The following is a 20,200-nucleotide window of genomic DNA, read 5'->3' as shown; positions in this document are numbered from 1 at the left end:
CAAGGACCTGCACCCGCCATGCGCGCCAGTTTCGTCTTCAGTGAGGTAGTCACCGGCCTGCGCCGGAACGTCACGATGACCATCGCGATGATGCTGACCACGGCCGTGTCGCTCGCCATGCTCGGCGGCGGCCTCCTCGCCGTGCGGACCATCGACAAGATGAAGTCCAACTTCCTCGCCGACGTCGAGGTTTCGGTCTACCTCACCGACGACATCAGCGCGACCGACAAGAACTGCACCCAGTCGCTGTGCCAGTCGCTGCGGACTTCGCTGCAGAGCAACAACGGCGTCGAGTCGGTCGTGTTCGAGAACCGTGACCAGGCCTTCGACCGGTTCAAGAAGATCTTCGAGAGCCAGCCGGAGCTGATCGCGCTCACCGGTCCCGAGTCGCTGCCGGCGTCGCTGCACGTGAAGCTGAAGGACCCGGACCGCAGCGACGCGATCGTGCAGGAGTACGGCAACAAGCCGGGCGTGCGGAAGGTCGACGACCAGAAGAAGTTCCTCGACCGCGTGTTCAACGCCTTCAACGGCGTCCGCAACATGGCCTTCGGTGCCGCGCTCATCATGGCCGTCGCCGCGCTGCTGCTGATCGCCAACACGATCCAGGTGTCCGCGTTCACCCGCCGCACCGAGGTCGGCATCATGCGCCTGGTCGGCGCGACGCGGTGGTACACGCAGCTGCCGTTCCTCCTGGAGGCGGTGGTCGCCGGCGTGGTCGGTGCGGTCCTCGGGATCATCATGCTGGCGCTGACCAAGGCGAGCTTCCTCGACTCGGTGTTCACCGGCGACGTCTTCCCGAAGATCACCATGCTGGAACTGCTGTTCCCGGTCGCACCGATCCTGCTCGGGGTGTCCGTGGTGATCTCCGCCATCACCGGTTACGTCACGCTGCGGCTGTACGTCCGGCACTAGCGTTGCGGTGCCCGTGCAAAACCGGCTGCTTGTCACTGTCGAAATCACGTAGAGTGGTCGTATGCCCAAGGAACGTGGCCAGAAGGTGATCGTGTCGAACCGCAAGGCGCGGCACGATTACGCCATCCTCGACACCTACGAGTGCGGTCTCGTGCTCGTCGGCACCGAGGTCAAGAGCCTGCGCGAGGGCAAGGCGTCACTGGCGGACGCGTTCGCGACGGTCGACGACGGCGAAGTGTGGCTGCGCAACGTGCACATCCCGGAGTACACGCAGGGCACGTGGACCAACCACATGCCGCGGCGCACCCGGAAGCTGCTGCTGCACCGGCGGGAGATCGAGAAGCTCATCGGCAAGACCAAGGAGAGCGGGCTCTCGCTGGTGCCGCTGTCGATGTACTTCAAGGACGGCAAGGTCAAGGTCGAAATCGCACTGGCCCAGGGCAAGAAGGCCTACGACAAGCGGCAGACGCTGGCGAAGCGCGACGCGGAGCGGGACATCCGGAAGGCGATGGGCCGCGCGCTGAAGGGCCGGTTCACGGAGTGACGCCCGGTCCGGCTTCCGACGCGGACGTCGCGCGCTGGACGGCATCGCTGGGTCTGCCGGGCCTGATCGACCTGCACGTCCACTTCCTGCCGAAGCCGGTGATGGACAAGGTCTGGGCCTACTTCGACCGGGCCTCGGCGCACTACGGCACCGAGTGGCCGGTGCACTACCGGACGTCCGAACAGGACCGCCTGGACACCCTGCGGTCGCTGGGCGTGCTGAAGTTCGCGCCGCTGGTCTACCCGCACAAGCCGGGGATGGCGGAGTGGCTGACGGACTGGGCGCTCGAGTTCGCCGCGCGGGTGCCGGACGCGGTGCCGACCGGGACGTTCTACCCCGAGCCCGGCGCCGGGTCCGCTGTGGACGGTGCGCTGCGCGCCGGCGCCCGGGTGTTCAAGGCGCACGTGCAGGTGGGTGCGTACGACCCGCGTGACGACCTGCTGAAACCCGTGTGGGGTGCGCTGGCCGACGCCGGCGTCCCGGTCGTCGTCCACTGTGGACACGGTCCGTTGCGGGGCGACTTCACCGGCCTGGCGGTGTTCGGCGAGGTCCTGGCCCGGCACCCGAGGCTGACGGCGGTGCTCGCGCACGCGGCGATGCCGGAGTTCGGGGCGGCGTTCGACCTGATGGCGAAGTACCCGCGGGTGCACCTGGACACCACGATGGTCGGCGTGCCGTTCGCCGAGGCGATGTCGCCGCTGCCGCCGGACTGGACGGCCCGGCTGGCCGCGTGTGCCGACCGCGTCGTGCTCGGCACGGACTTCCCGAACATCCCGTACCCGTACGTGACGCAGCTGCAGGCGATCGCCGGCTGGGCCGCCGCCGACGATCGCCTGGGGGAGCCGTTCCTGCGCGCGGTCCTGCACGACACCCCGCTGCGGCTGCTCACCGCTTGAGTCTCTTACCGGCCTTGGGTCTTTTACCGGCTTGGGTCTCTTACCGGCGCAGTGCGGCGCGCTCGCTCACGGTGACCGCGCGGCCCAGCAGCTCGACCACCGGGATCTGCTTGCCCGCCAGGAGGAACCCGGCCGTCGCCAGCACCACCCACGGCACCGGGCCGTGGGCGATGCCGTCCGAGAGCGGGGCGAACCCGTGCGCCGCCAGGCCCAGCAGGCCGCCGGAGACCAGCAGCCCGGCCGCGACCAGCTGCGGCACCTTCGCCGTCGCCACCCCGGTGTCCCGCTGCACCTCGAAGTGCGCGAACAGCCGCAGCAGGCCGAACAGCACCATTCCGCAGGCCGCGAACCAGGCCGGCGCCATGATCAGCCAGAACACCGTGCCCGGCGCGGGAGTCCGGTAGCCGAGGCCGTACACCGTCACCCCGGCCACGACGACCAGCGCCGGCATGTGCCAGAGGTAGACGCTCATGAACCGCGCGCCGAGCCAGCCGAGGGCGTCGCCGACGCCGGGGCGCGCCGCGAGCGCGTTGAGCTGCGGGCGGAAGGCGAGCAGCAGGCCGACCTGGCCGACGGCGAGGAAGGCGAGGAGCACGGTCGGCGGGCTCATGTTCGACACCGGCGCGCCCGGCATGCCGATCATGCTGGCCGGGTACGGCCCGAACGCGACCAGCAGCGCGGTGACGCCGAACCCGGCGGCGGACAGCGCCAGCGCGCCGCGGCGGGTGAGTGAACCGAGGCGGCCTTCGACGTAGTGGAAGCCGAGCTGGTGCACGGCGACCCAGACGAAGATCGCGTTGGCGTAACCGATGTAGCCGAAGTCGTTGAAGCGCGCGACGTCGACGAGGATGCCTGCCGCGCCCATGACGAGCGGCACCTTCAGGCCCCAGCGGCGGTGCGCGGCGACCATCAGCGGCGTCAGCAGCACGACGAGCACGTACACCGCGAGGAACCACAGCAGCTGGGCGGCGATCGCGCCGGCGACCTGCACCGGCTCCGGTGGCACGCCCATGCCGCGCAGGAAGTCCGGGACGATCAGCCAGACCGCCATCAGCGGCAGCACCGGCACCATCAGGCGCTTGATGCGCCCGGCGAGCCACTGCCGCGTGGAGGCGGCGCGGCGGAAGGAGATCAGGTTCGCCGCGCCGCCGGCGAAGAAGACCAGGGGCATGACCTGGCTGAGCCAGGTGACGACCCACCAGCCCGGCGTCGCCAGCGCGTTGCCGGTGGCGAGGTGCCCGTCGGAGTAGGAGAGCACCGGCATGGTCCAGTGCTGGACGATGACGGCGAGGATGGCCCCCGCCCGGACGACGTCGAGGAACCTGTCCCGGCCCGCTGTCTGCATGCGTTCAGCCTGGTCGCTTCGACCTGGGAAAACAGCGGTGCTGACCGGCCTGTTCGGGGTCCTGTTCACCCCCGCCGGATACGGGGGTTCTCCCTACTACCGCAGGCCGTCCGGCTCGGGTTCGTGCTGCGCGGCGGCGACGCGGTACTCCCAGCCGTGCTCGGTGAGGCCGAGCTCGTAGCGGGTTTCGATCTTCGGGCCGCCGTGCAGGTGGATGTGCCGGATGACGGTGCCCGGGATCGGCTCGGCGTCCCCGAGCTCCTGGACGCGGCCGTCGAGCGGTCCGCCGAAGAAGCGGACGCAGCGCGTCTCGTCGGACATCTGCGCGCTCCTCTCGCCGGCGGGTCCGCTCATGGTAGGTGAGCGCTCACCCGGGTGCCGCCCGCGGAACGGGTGACCCGTTGTCCACTTTACGGGACTTCCGGTCACTCTCCGTCGCTCATCGGCCCAGGTAGGTCAGCACCGCACGAACGCGGCGGTGCTCCTCCGCGCTGGCTTCGAGGCCGAGTTTCGAGAAGATGTTGCCGATGTGCTTCTCCACCGCGCCGTGCGACACCACCAGCGAGTTCGCGATCGCCGTGTTCGACAGGCCCTGCGCCATCAGGCCGAGGACTTCGGACTCGCGGGCGGTCAGCGCGTCCAGCGGGTTGCGGCGGCCGCGGGCCATCAGCTGGGCGATCACGTCCGGGTCGATCGCCGTGCCGCCGTTCGCCACCCGGCGGACCGCGTCCAGGAAGTCCGCGACGTCCGCCACGCGCTCCTTCAGCAGGTAACCGACCCCGCCGGCGCCGCCCGAGAGCAGCTCCACGGCGTAGGACTCCTCGACGTACTGCGACAGCACCAGCACCGGCAGCCCCGGGATCTCCTTGCGGGCCGCCAGCGCCGCCCGCAGGCCCTCGTCGGTGAACGTCGGCGGCATCCGGACGTCGACGATCGCGAGGTCGGGACGATGTTCCTTGATCGCGCCGAGCAGATCGTCCCCGTTGTCGACGGCCGCGGCCGTCTCGATGCCCTCGTCGGCGAGCAGGCGGGTCACCCCGGCCCGCAGCAGCACGGCGTCCTCGGCGATGACTACCCGCATCCGGCCCCCAAGCTCGTGGATGAACGGGGTCCAGCCTATTCACCACTGGCAGGGCAGGTCAGCCCGGATCACGGTCGGCCCGCCGACCGGACTGACCACGGTGATCACGCCGTCGATCGTCGCGGCGCGGTCGGCCAGGCCGGCCAGCCCGCCGCCGGGGCGCACCTCCGCGCCGCCGTGGCCGTTGTCGGTGATCTCGACGACGACGTGGCCGTCGGTCCGCCAGACCTTCACGCCCGCTTCGGTCGCTCCGGAGTGCTTCGCGATGTTCGTCAGCGTCTCGCCGACGATGAAGTACGCCGTCGTCTCCACCGCGGCCGGCGGACGCGGGTCGACGTCCACCGAGACGTCCACCGGGATCGGCGACTTCGCCGCCTGCGCCGACAACGCCGCGTCCAGCCCCCGGTCGCCGAGGACGGCCGGGTAGATGCCGCGCGCCAGGTCCCGCAGCTCCGACACGGCGAGCTTCGCGTCCGCGTGCGCCTCGTCGATCAGGTCCCGCACCGCCTGCGGGTCCTGGTCGAACTTCGCCTTCGCGCGCCCCAGGCTCATCGCGACGGCCACCAGCCGCTGCTGCGCGCCGTCGTGCAGGTCACGCTCGATGCGACGGCGTTCGGCCTCGGCCGCGTCGACACCGCGTGCCCGCGACGCCTGCAGCCGCTCGGCCTTCTGCTCCAGCCGTTTCGTGCGGTCCGGCCCCAGCAGGGCCAGCGCGAGCTCGCCGTGCAGCCAGCCCAGCCACGGCGTCACCCAGATCGCCATCGGCAGCAGCACGATCGACGCGATCGCGATCGCGAACTCCACGCACGCCAGCGGGAACGCCGCCACCAGGTACGCCAGGTCCCGCCACGTCGTCGGATCGCTCAGCCGGATGACCCACCGCCGCACCAGCGGCTGCCCCTCGACCGGGCGACGCTCCACCGGCGGCAGCGGCACGCTCAGCAGCTTGCCGGCCCAGGACCGCTCGCGGTCGCCCGACCAGCGGATGAAGCTCGTCGTCGCCAGCAGGATCGGGAACCCGACCCAGACCACCGCCGTCGAGACACCCACCGCGATGCCGACCACGGCCAGCACGAACTGCACGAGCCGGAAGACGAAGCTGACGATCATGTAGAGGATCGTGCGAGCCGGGTGCGGCCGCGGGTGTTCCAGCTGTTGCGCCTCGCTCATCCCGCCACCAGGTTCTTCTCTTCCGCGTCTTCCCACCAGCGCTCCATGCGGCGGCGCTGCGCCACCGTCGGCCCCAGCAGCGCGGACGCCAGCCGGGCGTGCGTGCCCGCCAGCGCCTTGGTCAGCGCCACCGACAACGCGACGAACAACACCCCCAGTGCCGCCCACGGTAGCGCCTCCACAGTGGAGTCCACGGTCAGCCACGGCACCTCCCAGGCCGGGAAGTGGTACTCACCGCCCGGCAGCCACCGGAAGTAGACGGGCAGGCCCACGAGCGCCAGGCTCGTCGCCCAGAACGACGTCACCAGCACGAACTCGACCAGACCCACCGGGAAGAGCAGGGCGAAGTAGGTCAGGTCCCGCCACGTCGAAGGGTCCTTCAGCCGCGCCTTCCACCGCGTGGCCTGCTTGCCGGCGGGCAGCGGCAGGTAGGGAAGGTCGATGTGGCGATCCAGCAACGCGTAGACCCGCGCCCGCTCCACCCGCGCGGCCCCCCGCACGGCGAGCACGACGACGGCCAGCAGACCCACCCCGACCCACACCACCGCGGTCCCGGCCCCGGCCGAGACGAACGCCGTCAGGAACCCGAACGCCAACACCCCCAGCGGCAGGTTCATCAGCAAGAACACCACCGAACCACCGAACGGCGGATCCCGCCTCTCGCTCACCATGACCGCACTCCCTTCATCGGATCCCAGCATCGCCGTTCCGTGCGGAGCACGACATGGTGCGAGCGGGCATCCCGGCGGTAGGGCTGACCCCACCCACCCGGACCAAACCGGTGGCGGCAGGCGTTATGATGAACAGGTTGTGATCCCGACAAGGGGGTGAACGGTTTCGACTTTGGACGTTGATTCAGGGGAAGCGTGCCGGTGCAGGCGAGAGACCACCGTAAGCGTCATCGCAAACCAATAAGCGCCGACTCCAGTCAGCGCGAGTTCGCCCTCGCCGCCTGAGCGAGTGCGACTCTGTCGGCCCGGGTTCGCCTCCGGCCCGGGTACCGGCATCAGCTAGGAGGCTCAGCGGCTGTCCCGGCCACGGGGAACAGTCGTGAAGCAAACAGTGGCTGGGCTCGTCACCTCAGCTTGTTCGCGTGATTGAGGGAGCCAAGCAGAGACGTAGCGGACTGCGCACGGAGAAGCCCTGTCGAGACGCCAGAGGACCCGGGTTCAATTCCCGGCACCTCCACGACACGTCGCTGGAAGGCCCACGCCCCTTCGGGGCTGGGCCTTCCCTTCGTTTTGTCGTGTTCTTTGGGGGTCGAACCCCCCAAGCCCCCGCCAAGGGGGCTCCGCCCCCCTGGACCCCCCCGGGTGGTTGCGTTGGGTGGGGATCTCCCGTTGACGTGGGTGGGCCTGCGAGGGCGTGTGTGGGGAGCCGGGCTTTCGGGCGGTGCCGGGTTGGGTCGTGGGTTGGCGTGTTTGTGCTGGTCCGGCGCCTGCTGGGGGTCGGGTGTGACTGGGGTTCACCCGGTTGGCCGCGGGTGGTTTTGGGCTTGTGGTGGGGGCCACTTGTGGGTGAAATTCGTGTCAATGTCATGCTTGGGGTCCGACCATGGCTCCGCACCCGTGGGGTCGGAAGTAGGTGGCCAGATGACCTGGGCCCGACGCAGTGGCAGCTCCCTTGCCAACGACGAAGACAGCCGGATGGGCGTTATCCGCGCTGAAGAGGCCGTGCGACTCGGCGAACAGAACGACCGGGCCGTGATCACCGTGGCCGGGCACTCCTCCGACTCGGAGGAATGTGCCGAACTGCTCGCCATGCTCGGGCTCGACGCCGGGCGACGGCGGCAGCGGACCGCCTGACGCCTCACACCAGGTCCGCCACGTGGACCACCTTGTTCCGGCCCGTCGCCTTCGCGTGGTACAACGCCGTGTCCGCCGCATCCAGCAGGCGCTGCAATGACGCACCCGCCGTCGGGTACACCGCGATGCCTATCGAGACCGTCAGGCCGGAGATCGACAACTGGCCCGCCGGGACCTTCAGCGCGCTGATCGCCCGGCGGATCCGCTCGGCCACCGCCCCGATGTCCGGCTGGGCGATGCCCGGGAGCAGCACCACGAACTCTTCGCCCCCGAACCGGCCCACCGCGTCCCCCCGGCCGCGGACCGCCGAGATGATCGACTGGGCCACCGCCTTCAGGACCGCATCGCCCGCCAGGTGCCCGTACGTGTCGTTCACCTGCTTGAAGTGGTCCAGATCCAGCATCAACAACCCGAACGTGCCGCCCTGACGAGCGGTCGACGCCAGGGTTCGTTCGGCCAGGGCGTGCCAGCCGCTCGTGTTGTACAGGCCCGTCTTCTCGTCGCGGTGGGCCGCCACCTCCAGCTGCTTCACCAGCACCGTCCGGTGCAACAGCAGCAACGGCGGGAACACCAGCACCACCAGCCCCGGCAACGTCGCCACGGCCACCGCGTTCAGCGCCCCCAGGCAGAGCGTCGCCACCTCGAGGCCGTTGTCCGACCACGTGCCGAACAGCGCCTCCGGAGTCCGGCCGACTTCGCGGCGGGCCGGCAGGACCAAGAGGGCGTTCACCGCGAAGAACGTCACTCCCGCGGCCACGATCGCGAACGTTCCGGCCCAGCCGTGGGGCAGCACCGAGCGGACGTCGGAGAAGCCCGCAAGCCGCAGCACGGACTGGGCCGCGTAACACGACAGCACGATGATGGCCGCGTTGCTGACCGTGCGGGAGACCGGTACCCGCTGCAGGCGGTACCAGCTGCGGATCGCCAGGTGCGCGTACAGGCCGGCGACCAGGACCGCCAGCAGGAGCGGGGGCAGCAGGAGGACCCCGGCGAACGTCCAGACCGACGTCATGTTGATGTGCGGTGTCCCCGACACGCGACGGCGGATCCGCTCCACGCGCCGGCCCGTCTCCGACTGCAGCACCCCCAGGACCAGCAGCACCAGCAGGATCGACAGCGTCCGGCGGTCCACCGCGGTCGGCGACGGGCGCAGCGTCAGCACCACCGCCACCACCTCGCTCACCAGGCAGTAGCCGATCACCCGCGGACCCTGGCGCCACAGCACCCAGCGGCGCGGTGCCACGAGGACGTCACGAATCCGCGGCCCAGTGCGCGGAAGCCGGCCCCCGGTCCGCATACTCATGGTGTCCGGCCGGTGACGGAGCCGGTTCGGCCCGAGGTCGTGAAGGGAGGCGCACCATGTGCGGACGCGACAACTGAGGTCATCGATCCTCCGCCCCGACCCGGCGCCACGCCCTCGCGATCGGCACGGCCACCACGGCACCCGCCGCCCCGGCCGCGGCGATGGTGTGCGCCGGGCCCAGCACTTCGGCCAGCGTGCCCGCCGCGGCCGCGCCGACGCCCTGCACCGTGATCAGGCCGGCCGAGTTCACGCCGGCGCACTGCGCGCGGTGCTCGTCCGGCACCCGTCGCATGAACGAGACCGTGCCCTGGATGTTGTATCCCGTCGCCAGTAGCCCGGACGCCGCCAGCAGCACCACCGACGTCACCAGGCCCGGCCGGCAGACGAACACCACCAGGGGCAGCCCGGCCGCGATCCCGAGCAGCCCGAGCGCACGGACCTGGACGCGTTCCGGGATCCACTTGCCGAACACGACGCCGCCGAGCACGCTGCCCGCCGGGTCGGCCGCCATCAGCAGACCGACCAGCGTCGCGCCCGCGCCGATCCCGGCCGCGTACGGCGCGGCCAGCGCCTCCGGCACGACGTAGAAGCCGGCCAGCCAGTTGAGCGCGACCAGCGTCCGCAACGCCGGGTCGCGCCAGATCAGCCGGATGCCCGCGCCGGTCGTGGACAGCCAGGCGGCCCGGACCGCGGATGCGATCACCGCCCGCCGCCGGACGCCGGTGACCAGGAACAACGCCGAGAGCAGGAACGTCGCCGAGTCCAGGGCCAGCGCCGCGAACGGGGTGAGCGCGGCGATCAGGGCGCCGCCCCCGGCGAAGCCGGCCAGCTGCGCGCCCTGCATCGTCACGTTGCGCAGGGCCATCCCGACGAGGTACCGCTCGCCTTCGAGGACCGACGGCAGCAGCGCCTGCTGCGCCGCCTTGAACGGCCCGCCGAGCGCCGCCATCACCGCGACCAGCACGCACAGCACCCACAGCGGGACACCGGGGATCGCGATGACGGCGACCAGGGCGGCCCGCGCCAGATCGGCCGCGACCATCACGTCCCGCCGCGGCCACCGGTCGCCCGCGCCGGCCAGCAGGATGCCGCCGAACAGGGAAGGCACGTACGTCAGGGCGTAGGTGAGGCCGGTCAGCGCGGCCGACGACGTGCGCTGGAAGACGAGCACCGCGAGCGCGACCCTGGCGAGCTGGTCCCCGCAAACGGACAGCAGCTCGGCGGTCCACATCGCCCGGAATTCGGCGACGGCGAGCACCGCACCGAAACCGACCTTCTCAACGCGTGCGTCATCCATCGGCGCCCCTCGAAACCCCAGCCCATAACGGTAATCACCCACCGGAGTGGAATCGAGCCGTTCGGTGACAGTTGCTCCGATCGCACCAGCTCCGACCCCCGGACGGCTCGCGACGGCCGTCAGGCCGGGTGGCCGCCGATCTCTGTTGCGGGTGAGAGGCATAGCGTTCAATATGAGAGCATGTTCAATGAAAATGAACATGCTCGCTCGATGAACGAGCTGAGCTTGACGAGAGCGGCACTCGAGCGACTGGGCGAGTACGGGCTTCGTGGTGAGGTGCTCGCGGCGGAGTACACCCACCCCGGTGAGACACGCCGGCCCGACGCAGTGGTGCGCCTTACGGCGAGGTCAGGGGCTACCCGGACCTACGGTACCGACGTCAAACACCGGTTGACGCCTGAACTGGCAACCAGCCTCGCCCTGCCCACGCAGCTCCCGGCGTTGCTGGTCACGACCTATGTCAGCGAGCCGATCGCCGAGCGGCTGCGCGCCCGAGGGATCGATTACCTGGACACCGCGGGTAATGCCCACTTGGCCTGGGACGATGTCCTTGTCGACGTCCGCGGGCGGCGCAATCCGGCGGTTCCGCGTTCGAGGACCTCGCCTCGCGCTGCCGGGGCTTTCGGCCGGTCGGGTCTTCGCGTTGTGTTCGTCCTGCTCAGCTGGCCCGACATGGCCTCCCGGCCCTATCGGGTCCTGGCCGAAGCGAGCGGAGCTTCGCTGGGGACCGTGAAGGCGGTGATCGACGAACTCGCCAGGGCGGGTTACCTCTACACGGGGGCGGAGGGCCGCCGGATGGCCCGCGGCGGCGAGTTGCTCGACCGCTGGTCGGAGGCGTACTCGATCACCTTGCACACCGCGCTCGCGCTCGGCGAATTCTCCGTGAACGACCTGTCGTGGTGGCCGGACGCGGAAACCGAGATGCGTTCGATGGGTATCCAGGTGGGGGGAGAAGCCGGAGCCAGTCTCATCGACTCGCACCTGCGGCCCGCTTCGCTCACGCTTTACGCCGAACAGCTGCCGGCCCGGTTCATCGGCCGGCATCGCCTGGCCAGGGCCGAAGGCGGAGGGAACGTCCACATCCGGGAACGGTTCTGGCGCGCGCCCGAACCCGAGTCGTGGATCGTGCCGTCCCCGTTGATCTATGCCGACCTGCTGGCTTCGGGAGATCCGCGCCAGCGCGAACACGGAGACCGGATCCGGACCGATGACGATCGACTTGTCCACCTCGACCGAACCTGAAATCCTCCTCGCGGCCCGGGCACTGTCCCGGGTGGACGTCGCTGCCAAGGCGGCGCAAGTGAGCTACCTCGTGGTCGGCGCGACGGCGCGCACGATCCTTTCCCTCGACCTGATCGGCCGGCTGCCCGAGCGGGCCACCCGCGACGTCGACATCGCCGCCGAGGTGTGCACTTGGGACGATTTCAACCGGCTTGTCGGCACGCTCGAAAAGGTCACCGCGGTGAACACTCGTTCCTCGTCGAGGGAATCGAAGTCGACGTGATTCCCTATGGCGGGATCGAGCGCGGAGACCGCACGATCCGGTGGCCCGACGACCATCGGATGAACGTCCGTGGCATGCGGGAGGCGGTGGCTTCCGCGGAGACCGTGCTCCTGCCCGGCGGTCTGACCGTGCGGGTTCCCGCGGTGCCCGCGCTGGCCCTGCTCAAGCTGTTGACCTGGTGGGAACGCCGAACGGTCACCACTCGCGACGCGGTCGATCTCGCCACGATGATCTCCTGGTACTCGACGGGGAGTTACCTCGATCTTCTGTACGAAGAGGAGCTGGACCTGCTCGCCCGGCACGATTACGACCCGGCACTCGCCGGTGCCTGGCGATTGGGCTCGCAGCTGCCCGGGCTGCTCGACGAGACCGGAAAGCACGCACTTCTCCCCATCGTCGAGGACGACGACGTGCTGGGGCGCCTGGCGAACGACGCAGGCGGGGCTCGGGCGCCGGAACTGATGCGGGCGATGGGAGCAGGGATCCGGCACGCAATCGGGTCTTGAGGGTTCAGGCCGGGTGGCCGCCGATCCGGGTGGTCAGGTCGGCGGCCGTGGCCGCCACCTCGGCGGCGAGGTCGGGCCACGTCTCCGGGCAGGGCTCCGCCGTGCAGTGGTGGCGCAGGGTGACGCTGATCGCGGCCAGCGGGCGGGCGCCGTGGTCGAAGACCGGGCTGGCCACCGAAGCGAAACCTTCGGTGACGTGGCCGTCCTCGACGGACCAGCCGAGGCGGCGCTCCGCGGTGAGGGTGCGGCGCAGCTCGGCCAGCGTGCGTGGGCCGCGGCCGGTGCGGAGCACGAAGGCCGATGCCGTGGGGAACAGGGCGCGGACGTGGGCGGGCGGGAGGTGCCGCAGCACCGCCCGGCCGGACGCGGTCAGCTGGGCCGGCAGCCGGACGCCGACCTCCGTCACCAGTGTTTCCGGCCGGGCCGGGCGTTCCTTGATCAGGTACAGCGACTCGTTGCCGTGCAGGACGCCGAGGTGGGCGGTGTGCCCGACGCGGTCGACGAGCTTGCGCAGCAGGGGCCCGGCCAGGCGTTCCAGGGGGTCGTGGCGCAGGTAGGCCGAGCCGAGTTCGAACGCGGCGATGCCCAGGCCGTAGCGGCGTTCCGCGGGCAGGTGCACGACGAAACCGGCCGCTTCGAGCTCGTTGAGCAGGTGGTAGGTGGTCGAGCGGGGGAGCCCCGCCTCCCGGGCGATCGCTGTCGCGGTGACCGGGCCCGGACGCGTGGCCAGCAGGCGCAGCACCGCCAGCCCGCGGCGCAGCGCCGGAACCTCACTGCTCTCGCCCACGGCTCCCCTCCCAGCGCCCCAATGTGGCCTTGGTTGCGTTGAACGCACCGAAGGCCGCCTTGGGTGCGTTGAACGCACCGAAGGCCACATTGGGGCGCTGGGGGCCAGGGTAACCCGTGTCTGGGATACCAGACAGAACCACCCGGTGGGGCATCCCACCAGCGGTTCCGAAGGGGTGCAATGGGCCCATGCCGGAAAAAGTGCTCCTGGGCCCGGAGCCCCTGACCGCCGCCCAGGTCGTCGACGTCGTCCGCGGCCACGCGCCGGTCGGGCTCGCGGACGCCGCCGAGCAGAACCTCGCCGCGACGCGCCTGCACATCGAGAACCTCGCCCACGCCGTCACGCCCACCTACGGCGTCTCGACCGGCTTCGGCGCGCTCGCCACCCGGCACATCCCGGTGGAGAGCCGGACCGCGCTGCAGCGCAGCCTGATCCGCTCGCACGCCGCCGGCGCCGGGCCCGCCGTCGAGCCCGAGGTCGTCCGCGCGCTGATGCTGCTGCGGCTGCGCACCCTCGCCAGCGGCTACACCGGCGTCCGGCCGGGCACCGCGCACGCGCTGGCCGCCCTGCTCAACGCCGACATCACCCCGGTCGTCCACGAGTACGGCTCGCTCGGCTGCTCCGGCGACCTCGCCCCCCTGGCCGCCGTCGCGCTGGCACTCATGGGTGAAGGCGAAGTGATCCACGCCGGTCAGCCGAAGCCCGCCGCGGAGGCGTTGCGGCAGACCGGGATCGAGCCCGTCGTGCTCGCCGAGAAGGAGGGCCTCGCCCTCACCAACGGCACCGACGGCATGCTCGGCATGCTCCTGCTCGCCGCCGCCGACCTGCACCGGCTCTTCGACATCGCCGACCTCACCGCCGCGATGAGCGTCGAGGCCCTGCTCGGGACCGATCGCGCGTTCGCGGCCGACCTCCAGGCCCTGCGCCCGCACCCCGGGCAGGCGAAGTCCGCGGCCCGGATGTGGCAGGCGCTGCAGGGCTCGAAGATCGTCGAGAGCCACCGCGGCCCGGACTGCAACCGCGTCCAGGACGCCTATTCGCTGCGCTGCGCCCCGCAGGTCCACGGCGCCGCGCGGGACAGCCTCACCCACGCCGAGCTCGTCGGCGAGCGCGAACTGATGTCCGCTGTGGACAATCCGGTCGTGCTGGCCGACGGCCGGGTCGAGTCCAACGGCAACTTCCACGGCGCGCCCGTCGCGTACGTGCTGGACTTCCTGGCCATCCCGATCGCCGACGTCGCGAGCATCGCGGAGCGCCGCACCGACCGGATGCTCGACAAGGCCCGTTCGCACGGCCTGCCGCCGTTCCTCGCCGACGACCCCGGCGTCGACTCCGGCCACATGATCGCGCAGTACACGCAGGCCGCGATCGTCAGCGAGCTCAAGCGGCTCGCCGTCCCGGCGTCGGTCGACTCGATCCCGAGCAGCGCCATGCAGGAGGACCACGTCTCCATGGGCTGGTCGGCCGCGCGGAAGCTGCGCAAGGCCGTCGACGGCCTGACCACCGTGCTGGCCATCGAGCTGCTGACGGCGGCCCGTGCGCTGGACTTCCGCGCGCCGCTGGCACCGTCGCCGGTCACCGGCGCCGTCCGCGACCTGCTCCGCACGAAGGTCGCGGGCCCCGGCCCCGACCGGCACCTGGCGCCTGAAATCGCGGCCGCCGAAGAACTCGTCCGCTCCGGCGCCGTCCTCGGCGCCGCCCGTCTGGAGGTCTGAGAATGTCCCGCGTCGTCCGTGCCGCCCGCGGCACCCAGCTCACCGCCAAGTCCTGGCAGACCGAAGCCGCGCTGCGGATGTTCCACAACAACCTCGACCCCGACGTCGCCGAGCGGCCCGAGGACCTGGTCGTCTACGGCGGCACCGGCAAGGCCGCCCGCAACTGGGCCAGCTTCGACGCGATCACCCGCGAACTGACCACTTTGGACGTCGACGAGACGCTGCTGGTGCAGTCGGGCAAGCCGGTCGGCGTGTTCCGCACGCACGAGTGGGCGCCGCGCGTGCTGATCGCCAACTCGAACCTGGTCGGCGACTGGGCGACCTGGCCGGAGTTCCGCCGTCTCGAGCAGCAGGGCCTGACCATGTACGGCCAGATGACCGCGGGCTCGTGGATCTACATCGGCACCCAGGGCATCCTCCAGGGCACCTACGAGACGTTCGCCGCCGTCGCGAAGAAGAAGTTCGGTGGCAGTCTCAAGGGCACCTTGACCGTCACCGCGGGCCTCGGCGGCATGGGCGGCGCGCAGCCCCTCGCCGTGACGATGAACGACGGTGTCGCGCTGGTCATCGAGTGCGACCCGCAGCGCGCGCACCGCCGCGTCGAGACCCGCTACCTCGACGAGGTCGCCGACGACCTGGACGACGCCATCGCCCGCGTCACCACGGCGAAGCGGGAGCGGCGCGCGCTGTCGGTCGGCGTCGTCGGCAACGCCGCCGAGGTGCTGCCGGAGCTGCTGCGCCGCGGCGTCGAGGTCGACATCGTCACCGACCAGACGTCCGCGCACGACCCGCTTTCGTACCTGCCCAAGGGTGTCGACGTCGCCGATTGGCACGACTACGCGGCGAAGAAGCCCGACGAGTTCACCGACCGTTCGCGCGAGTCGATGGCCGATCACGTCGAGGCCATGCTCGGCTTCCTCGATCGCGGCGCCGAGGTGTTCGACTACGGGAACTCCCTGCGGGGCGAGGCCAAGCTCGGCGGCTGCGAGCGCGCGTTCGACTTCCCCGGCTTCGTGCCCGCCTACATCCGCCCGCTGTTCTGCGAGGGCAACGGCCCGTTCCGCTGGGCGGCCCTGTCCGGCGACCCGGAGGACATCGCCGCGACCGACCGCGCGATGCTGGACCTGTTCCCGGAGAACGAATCCCTCGCGCGCTGGATCAAGCTGGCCGGCGAGCGCGTGGCGTTCCAGGGCCTGCCCGCCCGCATCTGCTGGCTCGGCTACGGCGAACGCCACCTGGCCGGCCTGCGGTTCAACGAGATGGTCGCGAGCGGCGAGCTGAAGGCGCCGGTCGTCATCGGCCGTGACCACCTCGACTCCGGCAGCGTGGCCTCGCCGTACCGCGAGACCGAAGGCATGGCCGACGGCTCCGACGCGATCGCCGACTGGCCGCTGCTCAACGCGCTGGTCAACACGTCCTCCGGCGCCAGCTGGGTGTCGATCCACCACGGCGGCGGCGTCGGCATGGGCCGGTCCATCCACGCGGGCCAGGTCAGCGTGGCCGACGGGACGCTGCTGGCCGCGCAGAAGCTGGAGCGGGTGCTCACCAACGACCCGGGCATGGGCGTCATCCGGCACGTCGACGCGGGCTACGACCGCGCGGCCGACGTCGCCGCCGAGCGGGGCGTGCGGGTGCCGATGCGGGAGGCCGAGTGAGCGCCTCCGTGCTCCTCGGCGAGATCGCCGACGTCGGGCGTGACCCGAAGCGCGGCGGCTACTCGCGGCACGCCTTCGACGGGCCCGAGCACGACCTGCGCACGTGGTTCGTCGAGCGCGCGCTGGGACTCGGACTGGACGTCGAGACCGACCGCAACGGCAACACCTGGGCGTGGTGGGGGCCGCCGGGACGCAACGCCGTGGTCACCGGCAGTCACCTCGACTCGGTTCCCGGCGGCGGCGCGTTCGACGGCCCGCTCGGGGTCGTGAGCGGACTGGCCGCGGTCGAGTCCTTGCAGGCCAACGGGTTCCGGCCGCGCAGGCCGCTGGCCGTCGTGGTGTTCGCCGAGGAGGAGGGTGGTCGATTCGGGGTTCCCTGCCTGGGCTCGCGGCTGCTCACCGGCACCATCGACGCCGGCAAGGCGCGTGGTCTGCGGGACGCCGACGGCGTGACGTTCGCCGAGGCGGCCGCGAAGGCGGGCGTCGACCCGGCGCGGATCGGCCCGGACCCCGAGCGGCTCGGCCGCATCGGGCAGTTCCTCGAACTACACGTCGAGCAGGGCCGCGGGCTGATCGACCTCGGAGCGCCGGTGGCCGTCGGCAGCACGGTGATCGCCCACGGGCGGTGGCGGTTTTCCTTCGCGGGACAGGGGAACCACGCCGGGGCGACGCTGCTCGCCGATCGCGCGGACCCGATGCTGCCCGCCGCCGCGACGGTCACGGCCGTCCGGCGGCTGGCCACGAAGGTGCCGGACGCACGGGCGACCGTCGGACGGCTCGTGCCGACCCCCGGCGGGACCAACGTCATCGCGTCCACAGTGGACCTGTGGCTGGACGCGCGGGTACCCGGCGAGGGCACGCCGGGGCTGGTCGCCGAGATCAGCCGGGCGGCCTCGGACGCGGCGAAGGAGGAGGGCTGCCAGGTGAGCGTGACGCGAGAGTCCTACTCCGGCGACGTCGTGTTCGACGACGCACTCCGGCGTGACCTCGGCGGGTGGCTCGGCGGGCCGCCGGAGCTGCCGACCGGCGCCGGGCACGACGCGGCGATCCTCGCCGGGTTCGTCCCGGCCGGCATGCTCTACGTGCGCAACCCGACCGGGATCAGCCACTCGCCGGAGGAGTTCGCCGAGGCCGGCGACGTCGAAGCCGGCGCCGCGGCACTGGCCACGGTCCTGGAGCGGCTGGCGCGATGACCTTCAGCACGCGGGGGCGCCCCCCGTTTCCAGCCTATCGCTCGGCACCGACAGTTTTCTGGTGCGAACAGGCCTGGCTGCCGGACGGGATCGCCTCCGCGGTGCGGATCGACGTCGCCGACGGCCGGATCACGGCGGTGACGGCGGGCGCGCCCCGCGGCGGCGTGGTGCTCCCCGGGCTGACGCTGCCGGGCTTCGCGAACGGGCACTCGCACGCCTTCCACCGGGCGTTGCGGGGCCGGACGCACCACGAGCGCGGCACGTTCTGGACGTGGCGCGAGCGGATGTACGCGCTGGCCGCGCGGCTCGACCCCGACGCGTACTACCGGCTGGCCCGCGGGGTGTACGCGGAAATGGTGCTCGGCGGGTACACCAGTGTCGGCGAGTTCCACTACCTGCACCACGCGCCCGGCGGGAAGGCCTACGCCGACCCGAACGCGATGGGCGCGGCCCTGCGGCAGGCCGCGGCCGACGCCGGGATCCGGCTGACGCTGCTCGACACGTGCTACCTGACCGGCGGGATCGGCGTCGAGCCCGACGAGGTCCAACGGCGGTTCTCCGACGGCTCGGCCGCCTCCTGGGCGGAGCGCGTGGCCGCGTTGGCGGAAGGCGAGCTGTTCCGGGTGGGCGGCGCGATCCACTCCGTCCGCGCGGTTCCCGCGGACCAGCTGTCCGAAGTGGACAACGGCGTGCCGGGGGACCGGCCGCTGCACATCCACCTGTCCGAGCAACGGGCGGAGAACGCGCAGTGCGAGGCGGCCACCGGGTTCACCCCGACCGGGCTGCTGCAGGACCACGGCGTGCTCGACGAACGGCTCACCGTGGTCCACGCCACCCACCTCACCGACCGGGACGTGCGGTGGCTCGGCGAGTTCCGGGTCGGGGCGTGCTTCTGCCCGACCACCGAGCGCGACCTCGGCGACGGCATCGGCCCGGCTCGCGCCCTGCGGGACGCCGGGGTGCGGCTGAGCATCGGCAGCGACAGCAATGCCGTCGTCGACGCGTTCGAAGAGACCCGGGCGCTCGAACTGGACGACCGGCTGGCCAGCGAGGAACGCGGCCGGTTCAGCGCCGCCGAACTCCTCGAAGCGGGCACCGGCCACAACGCGGTCGGCTGGCCCGAGGTCGGCTCGCTGGCCGAGGGCGCGGGTGCGGACTTCGTCACCGTGGGCCTGGATTCCGTGCGGACGGCCGGGATCGAGCCGTCCGGGGTCCTGTTCGCGGCCGGCGCGGCCGACGTCCGGCACGTCGTCGTCGCGGGCCGCGAAGTCGTGCGGGACGGCGTGCACCTGCTCATCGAACGACCGGAAACCCTGCTGGCGAAGGAGATCGAGGCACTGTGGCAGTCCTGATCACGGGGATCGGCGAGCTCACCACGAACGATCCCGAGCTGGGCCGGCTTTCCGACGCGGCGCTGGTCCTGGACGGCACGCGCGTCGCCTGGGTGGGTCCCGCCGCGCAGGCCCCGGCCGCCGGCGAACGCGTCGACGTCGGCGGCCGCGCGGTGCTGCCCGGCTGGGTCGACAGCCACACGCACCTCGTCTTCGCCGGCGACCGCACCGCCGAGTTCGAGGCGCGGATGGCCGGGAAGCCCTACACCGCGGGCGGGATCGCGACCACGGTCGGCGCGACACGCGAGGCGTCCGACGAGCAGCTGGCGGCGAACCTGCGCCGGCACGTCGACGAGGCGGCCCGGCAGGGGACGACCTGCCTGGAGACGAAGACGGGCTACGGGCTGACCGTCGCGGACGAGGCCCGGAGCGCCCGGATCGCCGGCGAGGTGGCCGACGAGGTCACGTTCCTCGGCGCGCACCTCGTGCCGCCCGGCGCCGACGCCGAGTCCTATGTGGACCTGGTCTGCGGCGAGATGCTCGACGCGGTGGCGGAAAGCGTGCGCTGGGCGGACGTGTTCTGCGAGACGGGCGCGTTCGACGAGGCCCAGTCGGCGCGGGTGCTGAAGGCCGCCGCCGGGCGCGGGCTGGGCTTGCGGGTGCACGGCAACCAGCTCGGCGAAGGTCCCGGCGTGCGGCTGGCCGTGGAGGTCGGCGCCGCGAGCGTCGACCACTGCACGTACCTGAGCGACGCCGACGTCGAAGCACTGGCGGCTTCCGAGACGGTCGCGACCTTGCTGCCCGCCTGCGACCTGTCGACCCGCCAGCCCCTCGCCCCGGCGCGCCGGCTGCTCGACGCGGGCGCGACGGTGGCACTGGCCAGCAACGCCAACCCGGGCAGCTCGTACACGACGTCGATGGCGTTCTGCGTCGCGACGGCGGTGCTCCAGATGCGGATGACGATCGAGGAAGCCGTCTGGGCCGCGACGGCGGGCGGCGCGAAGGCCCTGCGGCGCGAGGACGTGGGCGTCCTGCGCCCGGGCGCGCGGGCGGACGTCCACGTGCTCGACGCGCCTTCGGTCACGCACCTGGCTTACCGGCCGGGGGTACCGCTGACGAACACGGTGTGGCGCGCCGGGGAGCGCGTGCGGTAGCG

Annotated in this window: 20 protein-coding genes and 1 other RNA gene; 13 read left to right on the top strand and 8 right to left on the bottom strand. The window is 71.7% G+C overall.

Going from position 1 to position 20,200, the window contains the following annotated elements:
* The first annotated feature begins 18 nt into the window (after nucleotides 1-18).
* The 3 genes from ftsX (at nucleotide 19) to ACLJQE_RS36670 (ending at nucleotide 2,352) form a co-directional block, all read left to right on the top strand.
* Nucleotides 19-912 carry a permease-like cell division protein FtsX gene (gene ftsX, locus ACLJQE_RS36680; RefSeq protein ID WP_410644164.1) on the top strand — a complete coding sequence of 298 codons (894 nt, stop codon included), beginning with the start codon at nucleotides 19-21 and terminating at the stop codon, nucleotides 910-912.
* Between the two features lie 61 nt (nucleotides 913-973).
* Nucleotides 974-1,456, top strand: a complete 483-nt coding sequence (smpB, locus tag ACLJQE_RS36675; protein ID WP_308673328.1) for an SsrA-binding protein SmpB — start codon at nucleotides 974-976, stop codon at nucleotides 1,454-1,456.
* Nucleotides 1,453-2,352 (top strand): amidohydrolase family protein, encoded by a 900-nt coding sequence (locus tag ACLJQE_RS36670; RefSeq protein ID WP_410644163.1) that lies wholly within the window; start codon nucleotides 1,453-1,455, stop codon nucleotides 2,350-2,352. The genes smpB and ACLJQE_RS36670 overlap by 4 nt, the downstream gene beginning before the upstream one ends.
* A gap of 40 nt (nucleotides 2,353-2,392) precedes the next feature.
* On the opposite strand, the gene ACLJQE_RS36665 is transcribed toward ACLJQE_RS36670, so the two are convergent.
* The 5 genes from ACLJQE_RS36665 to ACLJQE_RS36645 all read right to left on the bottom strand — a co-directional run bounded on the left by ACLJQE_RS36665 (nucleotide 2,393) and on the right by ACLJQE_RS36645 (nucleotide 6,619).
* Nucleotides 2,393-3,697, bottom strand: coding sequence for an acyltransferase family protein (locus ACLJQE_RS36665; RefSeq protein WP_410644162.1), 1,305 nt, complete (start codon nucleotides 3,695-3,697; stop codon nucleotides 2,393-2,395).
* 96 nt (nucleotides 3,698-3,793) lie between these two features.
* Nucleotides 3,794-4,018, bottom strand: a complete 225-nt coding sequence (locus ACLJQE_RS36660) for a hypothetical protein (protein WP_410644161.1) — start codon at nucleotides 4,016-4,018, stop codon at nucleotides 3,794-3,796.
* Between the two features lie 118 nt (nucleotides 4,019-4,136).
* Nucleotides 4,137-4,778, bottom strand: a complete 642-nt coding sequence (locus tag ACLJQE_RS36655) for a response regulator transcription factor (RefSeq protein WP_086849331.1) — start codon at nucleotides 4,776-4,778, stop codon at nucleotides 4,137-4,139.
* Between the two features lie 39 nt (nucleotides 4,779-4,817).
* Nucleotides 4,818-5,948, bottom strand: a complete 1,131-nt coding sequence (locus ACLJQE_RS36650; protein ID WP_410644160.1) for a sensor histidine kinase — start codon at nucleotides 5,946-5,948, stop codon at nucleotides 4,818-4,820.
* A complete protein-coding gene (locus tag ACLJQE_RS36645) occupies nucleotides 5,945-6,619 on the bottom strand; it encodes a sensor domain-containing protein (protein WP_410644159.1) in 675 nt (224 codons plus the stop codon). The genes ACLJQE_RS36650 and ACLJQE_RS36645 overlap by 4 nt, the downstream gene beginning before the upstream one ends.
* A 152-nt stretch (nucleotides 6,620-6,771) precedes the next feature.
* Here ACLJQE_RS36645 and ssrA point away from each other — a divergent pair.
* Both ssrA and ACLJQE_RS36635 read left to right on the top strand, forming a co-directional pair.
* Nucleotides 6,772-7,139, top strand: a transfer-messenger RNA (tmRNA) gene (gene ssrA / locus ACLJQE_RS36640).
* A 401-nt stretch (nucleotides 7,140-7,540) separates the two neighbouring features.
* A complete protein-coding gene (locus tag ACLJQE_RS36635) occupies nucleotides 7,541-7,753 on the top strand; it encodes a hypothetical protein (RefSeq protein ID WP_410644158.1) in 213 nt (70 codons plus the stop codon).
* A gap of 4 nt (nucleotides 7,754-7,757) precedes the next feature.
* Here the strand turns inward: ACLJQE_RS36635 and ACLJQE_RS36630 are convergent, their stop codons facing one another.
* Both ACLJQE_RS36630 and ACLJQE_RS36625 read right to left on the bottom strand, forming a co-directional pair.
* Nucleotides 7,758-8,996: a diguanylate cyclase gene (locus ACLJQE_RS36630; protein ID WP_410644157.1), complete on the bottom strand. Its 1,239-nt coding sequence runs from the start codon at nucleotides 8,994-8,996 to the stop codon at nucleotides 7,758-7,760.
* A 139-nt stretch (nucleotides 8,997-9,135) separates the two neighbouring features.
* A complete protein-coding gene (locus ACLJQE_RS36625; protein WP_410644156.1) occupies nucleotides 9,136-10,353 on the bottom strand; it encodes an MFS transporter in 1,218 nt (405 codons plus the stop codon).
* Nucleotides 10,354-10,563: 210 nt separating this feature from the next.
* Here ACLJQE_RS36625 and ACLJQE_RS36620 point away from each other — a divergent pair, with 210 nt between their 5' ends.
* From ACLJQE_RS36620 to ACLJQE_RS36610, 3 genes are all read left to right on the top strand, one after another.
* On the top strand, nucleotides 10,564-11,595 hold the full coding sequence (locus ACLJQE_RS36620) for a type IV toxin-antitoxin system AbiEi family antitoxin (RefSeq protein WP_410644155.1): 1,032 nt from the start codon (nucleotides 10,564-10,566) through the stop codon (nucleotides 11,593-11,595).
* Nucleotides 11,561-11,857: a hypothetical protein gene (locus ACLJQE_RS36615; protein ID WP_410644154.1), complete on the top strand. Its 297-nt coding sequence runs from the start codon at nucleotides 11,561-11,563 to the stop codon at nucleotides 11,855-11,857. The genes ACLJQE_RS36620 and ACLJQE_RS36615 overlap by 35 nt, the downstream gene beginning before the upstream one ends.
* A gap of 74 nt (nucleotides 11,858-11,931) precedes the next feature.
* Nucleotides 11,932-12,363, top strand: coding sequence for a hypothetical protein (locus tag ACLJQE_RS36610; RefSeq protein WP_410644153.1), 432 nt, complete (start codon nucleotides 11,932-11,934; stop codon nucleotides 12,361-12,363).
* A 4-nt stretch (nucleotides 12,364-12,367) separates the two neighbouring features.
* Here ACLJQE_RS36610 and ACLJQE_RS36605 read toward each other — a convergent pair whose 3' ends face one another.
* On the bottom strand, nucleotides 12,368-13,150 hold the full coding sequence (locus ACLJQE_RS36605) for an IclR family transcriptional regulator (protein ID WP_410644152.1): 783 nt from the start codon (nucleotides 13,148-13,150) through the stop codon (nucleotides 12,368-12,370).
* A gap of 188 nt (nucleotides 13,151-13,338) precedes the next feature.
* Between ACLJQE_RS36605 and hutH the strand changes: the two genes are divergently transcribed.
* From hutH to hutI, 5 genes are all read left to right on the top strand, one after another.
* Complete coding sequence (hutH, locus tag ACLJQE_RS36600; protein ID WP_410644151.1) at nucleotides 13,339-14,865, top strand: histidine ammonia-lyase; 1,527 nt, start codon at nucleotides 13,339-13,341, stop codon at nucleotides 14,863-14,865.
* 2 nt (nucleotides 14,866-14,867) lie between these two features.
* Nucleotides 14,868-16,520 carry a urocanate hydratase gene (gene hutU, locus ACLJQE_RS36595; protein ID WP_410644150.1) on the top strand — a complete coding sequence of 551 codons (1,653 nt, stop codon included), beginning with the start codon at nucleotides 14,868-14,870 and terminating at the stop codon, nucleotides 16,518-16,520.
* Nucleotides 16,517-17,713 carry an allantoate amidohydrolase gene (locus ACLJQE_RS36590; protein WP_410644148.1) on the top strand — a complete coding sequence of 399 codons (1,197 nt, stop codon included), beginning with the start codon at nucleotides 16,517-16,519 and terminating at the stop codon, nucleotides 17,711-17,713. The genes hutU and ACLJQE_RS36590 overlap by 4 nt, the downstream gene beginning before the upstream one ends.
* 101 nt (nucleotides 17,714-17,814) lie before the next feature.
* Complete coding sequence (locus ACLJQE_RS36585) at nucleotides 17,815-19,065, top strand: formimidoylglutamate deiminase (protein ID WP_410644147.1); 1,251 nt, start codon at nucleotides 17,815-17,817, stop codon at nucleotides 19,063-19,065.
* Nucleotides 19,053-20,198 carry an imidazolonepropionase gene (gene hutI / locus ACLJQE_RS36580; protein WP_410644145.1) on the top strand — a complete coding sequence of 382 codons (1,146 nt, stop codon included), beginning with the start codon at nucleotides 19,053-19,055 and terminating at the stop codon, nucleotides 20,196-20,198. Before ACLJQE_RS36585 ends, hutI begins: the two co-directional genes overlap by 13 nt.
* The last annotated feature ends 2 nt before the right edge of the window (nucleotides 20,199-20,200 follow it).

The organism is Amycolatopsis sp. lyj-346, assembly GCF_046548975.1.
Taxonomy (GTDB): Bacteria; Actinomycetota; Actinomycetes; order Mycobacteriales; family Pseudonocardiaceae; genus Amycolatopsis.
Note: the sequence above shows the minus strand (reverse complement) of the source record. Positions and strands in the feature narration are given on the sequence as shown.